This is a genomic window from Bradyrhizobium sp., assembly GCF_049691595.1.
Lineage (GTDB): Bacteria > Pseudomonadota > Alphaproteobacteria > Rhizobiales > Xanthobacteraceae > Bradyrhizobium.
In genome coordinates this window covers 1-8566 of the sequence record NZ_JBAVNZ010000081.1, presented here as the reverse complement: position 1 = coordinate 8566, position 8566 = coordinate 1, and the positions used below count along the sequence as shown (strand labels likewise).

General features: G+C 64.3%; 8 protein-coding genes. 4 read left to right on the top strand and 4 right to left on the bottom strand.

The genetic code is table 11. The annotated features are described in order from the left end of the window. On the top strand, window positions 1-980 hold a 980-nt coding region (locus WCE35_RS04035; protein ID WP_424592054.1), incomplete at its 5' end, for an MmgE/PrpD family protein. Window positions 981-1103: 123 nt separating this feature from the next. Here the strand turns inward: WCE35_RS04035 and WCE35_RS04030 are convergent. Then, window positions 1104-1679 (bottom strand): GNAT family N-acetyltransferase, encoded by a 576-nt coding sequence (locus WCE35_RS04030; RefSeq protein ID WP_424592053.1) that lies wholly within the window; start codon window positions 1677-1679, stop codon window positions 1104-1106. Between the two features lie 221 nt (window positions 1680-1900). On the opposite strand from WCE35_RS04030, the gene WCE35_RS04025 reads away from it, so the two are divergent. The 3 genes from WCE35_RS04025 to WCE35_RS04015 all read left to right on the top strand — a co-directional run bounded on the left by WCE35_RS04025 (window position 1901) and on the right by WCE35_RS04015 (window position 4660). Continuing rightward, on the top strand, window positions 1901-2818 hold the full coding sequence (locus tag WCE35_RS04025) for a pirin family protein (RefSeq protein ID WP_424592052.1): 918 nt from the start codon (window positions 1901-1903) through the stop codon (window positions 2816-2818). A gap of 67 nt (window positions 2819-2885) precedes the next feature. After that, entirely contained in the window at window positions 2886-3803 is a 918-nt protein-coding gene (locus WCE35_RS04020) for a phosphoribosylaminoimidazolesuccinocarboxamide synthase (protein WP_424592051.1), read from the top strand. A gap of 56 nt (window positions 3804-3859) precedes the next feature. Next, window positions 3860-4660 carry a crotonase/enoyl-CoA hydratase family protein gene (locus WCE35_RS04015; protein ID WP_424592050.1) on the top strand — a complete coding sequence of 267 codons (801 nt, stop codon included), beginning with the start codon at window positions 3860-3862 and terminating at the stop codon, window positions 4658-4660. Window positions 4661-4670: 10 nt separating this feature from the next. Here the strand turns inward: WCE35_RS04015 and WCE35_RS04010 are convergent, their stop codons facing one another. The 3 genes from WCE35_RS04010 to WCE35_RS04000 all read right to left on the bottom strand — a co-directional run. Then, on the bottom strand, window positions 4671-6473 hold the full coding sequence (locus WCE35_RS04010) for an NAD(P)-binding domain-containing protein (RefSeq protein ID WP_424592049.1): 1803 nt from the start codon (window positions 6471-6473) through the stop codon (window positions 4671-4673). Window positions 6474-6722: 249 nt separating this feature from the next. Further along, window positions 6723-7658 carry an ABC transporter substrate-binding protein gene (locus WCE35_RS04005; RefSeq protein WP_424592048.1) on the bottom strand — a complete coding sequence of 312 codons (936 nt, stop codon included), beginning with the start codon at window positions 7656-7658 and terminating at the stop codon, window positions 6723-6725. 202 nt (window positions 7659-7860) lie between these two features. Continuing rightward, a partial coding sequence (locus tag WCE35_RS04000; RefSeq protein WP_424592047.1) for an aldehyde dehydrogenase family protein occupies window positions 7861-8566 on the bottom strand: 706 nt, incomplete at its 5' end.

The following is an 8566-nucleotide window of genomic DNA, read 5'->3' as shown; positions in this document are numbered from 1 at the left end:
TCGTCGCGGGCTATGAGGTCTGCTGCCGGCTCGGCAACGCGCTCGATCCCACCTCGCATTATGCGCGCGGCTTCCATCCCACCGCGACCGCGGGAACCTATGGCGCGGCCGCCGCGGCCGCAAAGCTGTTCGGACTGTCGAAGGACCAGATCGTCGCGGCGTTCGGCGTCTCCGGCAGCCAGGCCGCGGGCTCGCTGCAATTTCTGGTCAACGGCGCCTGGAACAAGCGTTACCAGGTCGGCGCCGCGGCGATGAACGGCGTGATCGCCGCGACGCTGGCGCGCAACGATTTTGTCGGTTCGACCGAATCGGTCGAGGGCAAGCACGGCCTGTTGGTCGGCTACAGCGACAACGCCCATCCCGACAAGGCCACCGCCGGGCTTGGCAGCACCTACGAGACCATGAAGATCGGCGTAAAACCCTATCCAAGCTGCCGCTACACCCACGCCGCGCTCGATGCGCTGATCGCGATGCGCCGGGAGCACAATCTGACGCCTGACCAGATCAAGCGCGTCGAGATCGGCCTGCACCGCAACGGCATCACGCTGACCGGCGACGCCGCCACCAAGCGCCACCCGACCTCGATCGTCGGCGGGCAATTCTCGATGTTCTTCACCGGCGCGGTCGCGCTCGATCAGGGCCGTTTTGGCTGGGACGACTACGACCGCCTTGGCGATAAGGCGATCGATGCGCTCGCGGAAAAATTCGACGTGGTGCAGGACGATCGCCTCGAGGTCGGCCGGACCCATCCGTTCGGCGCGCGCGTCTCCATCACCACCGAGGACGGCGTGCATGAGCGGCTCTATGCCGATCCCTCCGGCGAGCCGAACTCGTTCCCGGACGCGCAGGCAATGCAGCAGAAGTTCTTGACGCTCGCGCGCCCGGTGTTGAACGGCCGCGCCGACCAGCTCGCCGAGGCGATCCTCTCGCTCGAGCGATTCGACCGCGTCGAGAAAGCCACGCAGCTCGGCCGGCAATAAGACGCGACGGGCGTCAGTTGCCCGCACAAGGCTTTGTCGCCAGTGGCCGAAGCGTGAGGACGGCGGATTCGATCCGCGCGGTACCCACGCGCCGGATGATCTGGATGCAGATCGGCGGCCTGTTCAATGCGTCAGACCGGACCAGCGATCGCGGCGGGTCACCCAGACATCCGCGGCATGGCCGAACAGATCGGTCTCATGCACCTTGCTCGCCCCCAGCCGCCGCGCCACGCCCTGCGACGCCACGTTCTCGCGGTCGATGCAGTGGATGATCTGATCGATCTCGAAGGTGGCGAAAACCCAGTCAATCGAGGCCTGCGCCGCTTCCAGCGCATAGCCCTTGCCGCGAAATTCGGCGGCGATACCCCAGCCAACCTCGAAGCCGGGCCAACCTGGCGGAAACCACGGCCCGACCCGCCCTGTGAATTTTCCCGAGGCTTTTTCCTCGACCACGAACATGCCGGCGCCATAGAGCACCCAGTGCCCGGCCATGATCGCCGCGTTGCGCCACCCGACCAGCGCGTCGGTGACGGGCTTGCCGTCGGCGGTGATGAAGCGTGCGGTGCCGGGATCGGACAGCATCGCCGTGTTCGGCGCGATGTCGCCGCCGCGCCACGGCCGCAACAAGAGCCGCTCGGTCTCGATCACCGGGCCGTGGATGTGCGCCAGCGCGGCGGCCGGCTTGAGCGGAGCGATCATTGAATACCTGCCCTTTGTTTACCGTTTGCACCTGCTTACCGTCGTGATTGCGACAAGCGCAAGCGACGAGCAATCCAACCCCTGCTTGCCCTGCTGTGGATTATTTCGCCTGGCGCACGGCCATGGGCGCGACGAATTGCTCGTCGGCGACCATCGCCTCGCCATGGCCACGACTCCTATATTTGCTGCTATGGTAACGGCAAAGTCCAAGGAGTTCCCCCATGAGCTGGCTTCCCTCCAATGATCCCGTGCTCGGCGATCCCCCCTCCTGCGACGCGCTCGATCTTGTCATCGTGCCGCGCACCCGTGACCTCGGCGACGGCTTTGCGGTGCGCCGCGCGCTGCCGCACGGCAAGCGGCAGATGGTCGGCCCCTTCATCTTCTTCGATCATTTCGGACCGGTGCAGTTTTTGGCCGGCAAGGGCATGGATGTCCGCCCGCACCCGCATATCGGGCTCGCCACCGTCACCTATCTGTTCGACGGCAGCATCATGCATCGCGACAGCGAGGGTAACATCCAGGAAATCCAGCCCGGCGCGATGAACCTGATGACCGCCGGACGCGGCATCGCGCACTCCGAGCGCACGCCGGACGTGCAGCGCCGCGACGGCCAGAAGATGCTGGGTCTGCAAAGCTGGATCGCGCTGCCGGCGGGTTCGGAAGAGATCGCGCCCTCGTTCCAGCATTATGCCGCCGGAAGCCTGCCGACCGTCAAGGAGGGCGGCTTCACCGCGCGCATCATCGCCGGCCACGGCTTCGGCGTGACATCGCCGGTCACCATGGTGTCGCCCTGGTTCTACACCGAGGTGACCGCGGATGCCGGAACGGGCGTGCCACTCGACCCTGACCATGAAGAGCGCGCGATCTATCTGGTCGACGGCGAAGTCGAGATCGCGGGCGAGCGTTACGAAGGCCCGCGGCTTCTGATCTTCCGGCCCGGCGACCGCATCACGGTGAGAGCGATCAGGCCGACGCGGATGATGTTCCTCGGCGGCGACGCGCTGGAAGGGCCGCGTCATGTCTGGTGGAATTTCGTCTCCTCGAGCAAGGAGCGGATCGAGCAGGCCAAACAGGACTGGAAAACCGGCCGTTTCGCGCCCGTGCCCGACGAACATGAGTTCATTCCGCTGCCGGAGTGAGCTATCCCTTCCCTCCTCACCGGCACTCGCGCGCACGCGAGGGCGCTCCGTTTGAAAGCCTGACCGAATGAATGCGATGCGCGCCAGCGACCTGCCATTGCCCCGGATCGGGCGCGGCAAGGTCCGCGATATCTATGCCGTCGGCGACGACCGCGTGCTGCTGCTCGCCACCGACCGCATCAGCGCGTTCGACGTGGTGATGGCCGAAACCATCCCGATGAAGGGTGCGGTGCTGACGCAAATCAGCGCCTGGTGGTTCGACCGGCTCGAAGGCGTGGTGCCGCATCACATGATCAGCGCCGACGCCGACGCGATCGTCGCCGAGGTGCCCACGCTGCGGGACCATCGCGCCGACATTGTCGGCCGCGCGATGCTGTGCCGGCGCACAAAGGTGTTTCCGATCGAGTGCGTGATCCGCGGCTACCTTTCAGGCTCGGCCTGGAAGGAATACGCCGCAAATGGCACGCTGGCCGGCGAGAAGCTGCCGGCGGGCCTGGTCGAAAGCGCCAGACTGGAGCCTGCGATCTTCAGCCCGGCCACCAAGGCCGAGACCGGTCATGACGAGAACATCACGGTCGCGCGCATGCGCGAGGTGGTCGGCGACGAGGTGGCGTACGAACTGGAGAGCATGGCGCGCGCGGCCTATACGCTCGGCGAGAAGATCGCCCGCGCGCAGGGCATCATCATCGCCGACACCAAGTTCGAATTTGGCCGGGATCGCGACGGGCGTATCATCCTGATCGACGAGGTGATGACGCCGGACAGTTCACGGTTCTGGGCGGCCGATGTCTACACGCCCGGCCAGCCGCAGCCGAGCTTCGACAAGCAGCCGCTGCGCGACTACCTCGACGCCGAGCGCCGCGCCGGCCGCTGGAATGGCGAAGCGCCGCCCCCGCCGCTGCCGGCAAGCGTGGTCGACGCCACCAGCAAGCGCTATCTGGAGGCTTACCGGCGTATCACCGGAAGCGAACTGAAGATTGCCTAGACATCGCCGCTAATGCGAAACTCTATCGCCGACAGAAAAGCGATAGGGAGTGCAGCATGACCGATGCCGATACCGTGCTCGTCGAACGCGATGGTCCGGTGACCATCGTTTCCATCAACCGTCCGCATTGCCGCAACGCCGTCGACGGCGCGACCGCGCGAAAACTGTTCGATGCGTTCCGCGCCTTCGATGCCGATGAACAAGCGTCCGTTGCCGTGTTCACCGGCACCGGCGGCTATTTCTGCGCGGGCGCCGATTTGAAGGCGGTGGCAACCGGCGATCCGAACAAGAAGCGCGAGATCGGCGGCCATGACACCATCGCGCCGATGGGGCCGAGCCGGCTGCGGCTGTCGAAACCGGTGATCGCGGCGGTCGAAGGCTTTGCGGTCGCCGGCGGCATGGAGCTCGCGCTATGGGCGGACATGCGCGTCGTCGCCGAGGATGCCACCTTCGGCATCTTCTGCCGCCGCTTTGGCGTGCCATTGATCGATCTCGGCACCATCCGCCTGCCGCGATTGATCGGCCATTCCCAGGCGATCGACCTGATCCTGACTGGGCGGCCGGTCGGCGGCCCCGAAGCGCTGCGCATGGGGCTCGCCAACCGCCTCGTGCCCAAAGGCGAAGCCCGCACGCATGCGATTGCGCTGGCCCAGGACATCGCCCGGTTTCCGCAAAGGTGCCTGCGCGCGGACCGGCTGTCGGCGCTGCGGCAATGGGATCTCGAGGAGCAAGACGCCATCGCCAACGAGATGCGCGGCGGGCTTGAGGTGATCGCATCAGGCGAAACGCTGTCGGGCGCGACGCGCTTTGCCTCCGGCGTCGGTCGCCACGGCGCGTTCGGCGGGGATGGCCGGTAATGCTCGCACTTCAGCCGAGATGGTGGACCTTCTGAAGACCGTAAACCGGCGTGGGAATGCCTTCCATTCGCGCCTTCAACTGCAGCGACAGAAACTGCGAATAGTGGCGTGACTGGTGCAGGTTGCCGCCATGGAACCAAAGCCCCTCCTGCTGCGTCGGCTTCCACATGTTTCGCTGCTCGCCTTCCCATGGCCCCGGGTCTTTGGTCGTATTCGAGCCCAGTCCCCAGACCTTGCCTACTTTGTCGGCGACCTCCCTGGAGATCAGGTCCGCGGCCCAGCCGTTCATCGAACCATAGCCGGTAGCGTAAACGACGAGATCGGCCGGCAGTTCGGTTCCGTCGCTCAGGATGACGGAATGCTCGGTGAGTTTTTTGACATCGACGCCGCTCTTCAGCTTGATGCTGCCATCGGCAACCAGCTCCGAAGCGCCGACATCGATGTAGTATCCGGATCCGCGCCGCAAATATTTCATGAACAGGCCTGAGTCGTCATCACCATAGTCGAGCAGGAAGCCCGCCTTCTCGAGCCGCTTGTAGAAATCGGCATCGCGTTCCCGGATCGCATTGTAAACCGGGATCTGGAACTCGTGCAGAATCCTGTAGGGCAGCGAAGCAAAGATCAGGTCGGCTTTGGCCGTCGTCATTCCGGCCTGCACCGCCTGTTCGGAGTAAAGCGACGCCAACCCGAGCTCCATCAGCGAGTCCGACTTCACGACATGGGTTGTGGAGCGCTGAACCATGGTGACGTCCGCGCCGGCCTCCCACAGCGCGGCACAGATATCGTGGGCGGAATTGTTTGAACCGATCACGACGGCTTTCTTGTCCTTGTATTGGTCCGGCCCTGGATGTTGCGACGAGTGGTGCTGATCGCCCTTGAAAACATCCATGCCTTCGAATTTCGGCATGTTGGCCTTGGCCGACATTCCCGTCGCCAGCACCAGCTGTTTTGGTTTGAGGACGATCTCCTTGCCGTCGCGCTCCACGACGACGGTCCATTCACGGGCGTTCTCGTCGTAGGACGCCTTCTTGCATTCGGTCGAACCCCAGTAATTGAGCTCCATCACCTTGGTATACATTTCGAGCCAGTCGCCGATCTTGTCCTTCGGCGAGAAGACCGGCCAGTTTGCGGGAAATGACAGATAGGGCAGATGATCATACCAGACCGGATCATGCAGGCAGAGCGACTTGTAACGTTTGCGCCAGCTGTCGCCGGGTCTTTCGTTCTTTTCGATGATGATCGTCGGTACATTGAGCTGGCGCAGCCGGGCGCCGAGCGCGATGCCGCCCTGACCGCCGCCGACGATGACGCAATAGGGCTGACGCGAATAGCCGAGCTCGGCCGCTTCCGCCTCGCGCTCTTCCTTCCAGGTTTTTCGGTTGCGTTCGGCGCCGTGTTTTGCGCCCATCGGACGGTCGAAGCCAACCGGCTCCTCGTGCCCCTTGAGTTCGCTCATGGTCGTCAGCAACGTCCAGATCCGGCCGTCCTTCAGCCGCATGTGGCCAAAGCCGCGCGCGACCCCGGTTTCGAACTGGATCCAGCTCTCGGTAATTCCATCCGCCTCGGAGGCGTCTTCGCCATCGGCGATCTTCCAGTTCGACGGCCTGGTTGCGGCGAGCCGCGCCTTGAGCATGTCGCGAACCTGATCCTTGCCCTCCATGGTCTTGATGTTCCAGGTGAAGGTCACGAGGTCGCGCCAGTAGCAGTCCGCCTGAAAGAGATCGACGGCCCTTTCCACCTCGCCGGCCGACAGCGCCTTGTCGAGCGCGCTGAGCAAATCAGACACTTTTCCGTTGGGGGCCTTGTCGAGCATGATGATTTCCTTCCTTGTGCCGATGGCGCGAGCCCGCGCTCTTTTCTTCATTCCGGCGAGCTGACGCCGAGGCGCCGACCAAAGCAGTGAGTTCGCACGGTGCCATTGGGTCTTCAGGATGCATTTAAATCCTAGCACGTTGCGGCGGAGAGGCGAGCGAGAAACGAGCCCACCAGGCAGGAATGCCGGCCAGGCCCGATGTCGGCTTCGGACGACGTCGTCGTCGCGAACAAACGACATCCGCCCGGCTCATTCGATCACCTCGGTGGCGCTCGCCAGCAAGGTGTCGGGAACTGTAAGGCCCAGCGCCTTCGCGGTCTTGAGATTGATGACCAGTTCGTAGTTGGTCGGCGCCTGCACCGGCAGGTCGGCCGGCTTCTCGCCCTTGAGGATGCGATCGACATAGCCGGCCGCGCGTCGGAACTGATCGATTCGATTGGGCCCATATGAGATCAGGCCGCCGATAGTGACATTAAAGCGACCGGAATAGACCGCGGGCAGCTTGTGCCGCGCCGCCAGCGTGATGATCAGCTCGCGATGCGTCGTGGCCGACGCACTCCCCGCCACGACCAAGCCGCCATTCGCCGAGCGCGCGAAGGCCGCGACGGCGCGCTCGATCTCGCCGGCGTCGCGCACGTTGATCGGGCTCACCTCCACCCCGACGGAGGAGGCCACGGCTTGGATGGTGCCGAATTGAGCAATTCCCGCGGGATTGACGGAATCCCGAAGAACGGCCACGCGGCTCACGTTAGGCGCGATCCGCTTGAGCAATTCCAGCAATTTGGCATTCAAGCTGTATTCGGACAGCATGAAGCCGGTGGTGTTGCCGCCCGGCTGGGCGAGGCTATCGACAAAGCCGGCGCCGACCGGATCGGTGACCAGCGCGAACACGATCGGCAGCGAACGGGAGCTTTGCTGGAGCGCGGCCACGCTCGGGGTCCCGGAGGCGAGTATGACGTCGGGCGCGAGCGCGACCAATTCCATCGCGTATTTGTGAGACGTTTCGGGATCGCCCGCGCCATAGCGATATTCGATCCGCACGTTGCGGCCGATGGTCCAACCCAGTTCCGCCAATCCCTGTGCGAAGGCCCCGACGCCTTCGGCGGCTTCCGGATCGGCCGCGGCCCGCGCGATCAGCGCCCCGATGCGCCGCACGCGCTCGCCCTGCTGCGCGGACGCGGCCAACGGCCACGCCAACGCTGAGCCGGCAATGGTTTTGAGCAACTCGCGCCGTCGCATGTCCGCCCCTGAAGCTGAAGACCGGGTATCATTCCAGCCTCAGACTAGCACACTTTACGAGGCCGAGCCTGACTTGGGATCTGGCAAGGGTCCTCAAACCGGTCGGCCGTGCCCGGGATTACGACCACGCGCTCGAAAGTCTGCGCCCTCAAATTCCTGCCATCATGACATATTTGATCTCGACATATTCCTCCATGCCGTGGTGCGAGCCTTCGCGGCCGAGACCGGACTCCTTGACGCCGCCGAAGGGCGCGACCTCGGTGGTGATCAGTCCGGTATTGACGCCGACCATGCCGGACTCCAGCGCCTCCGCGACGCGCCAGACCCGGCCGAGGTCGCGCGAGTAGAAATACGACGCCAGACCGAACGGCGAGTTGTTGCACATCGCGATCACGTCAGCCTCGTCCTTGAAGCGGAACACCGGCGCCAGCGGCCCAAAGGTTTCCTCCCGCGACACCAGCGCGTCCGGCGCGACGTTGGACAGTACCGTCGGCTCGAAGAAGGTGCCGCCGAGCGCATGGCGTTTTCCTCCGGTGACGATCTTTGCGCCATGCTTCAATGCGTCGGCGATGTGTTTTTCGACCTTGTCGACCGCGTCCATGTTGATCAGCGGCCCCTGCACCACACCCTGCTCGGTGCCGTCGCCGATCTTCATCGCCGCGACTTTCTTCAACAGCTTTTCGACGAACGAATCGTAGATCTTGTCCTGCGCATAAATGCGGTTGGCGCAGACGCAGGTCTGGCCCATGTTGCGGTATTTCGAGATGATGGCGCCGTCGACCGCGGCATCGATATCGGCGTCGTCGAACACCACGAACGGCGCGTTGCCGCCGAGTTCGAGCCCGAGTTTCTTC

Excerpts from the sequence above, each read along its gene's own strand:
- WCE35_RS04030 (WP_424592053.1), bottom strand. The coding sequence starts at position 1,679 with ATGATCGCTCCGCTCAAGCCGGCCGCCGCGCTGGCGCACATCCACGGC.
- WCE35_RS04025 (WP_424592052.1), top strand. The coding sequence starts at position 1,901 with ATGAGCTGGCTTCCCTCCAATGATCCCGTGCTCGGCGATCCCCCCTCC.
- WCE35_RS04020 (WP_424592051.1), top strand. The coding sequence starts at position 2,886 with ATGAATGCGATGCGCGCCAGCGACCTGCCATTGCCCCGGATCGGGCGC.
- WCE35_RS04015 (WP_424592050.1), top strand. The coding sequence starts at position 3,860 with ATGACCGATGCCGATACCGTGCTCGTCGAACGCGATGGTCCGGTGACC.
- WCE35_RS04010 (WP_424592049.1), bottom strand. The coding sequence starts at position 6,473 with ATGCTCGACAAGGCCCCCAACGGAAAAGTGTCTGATTTGCTCAGCGCG.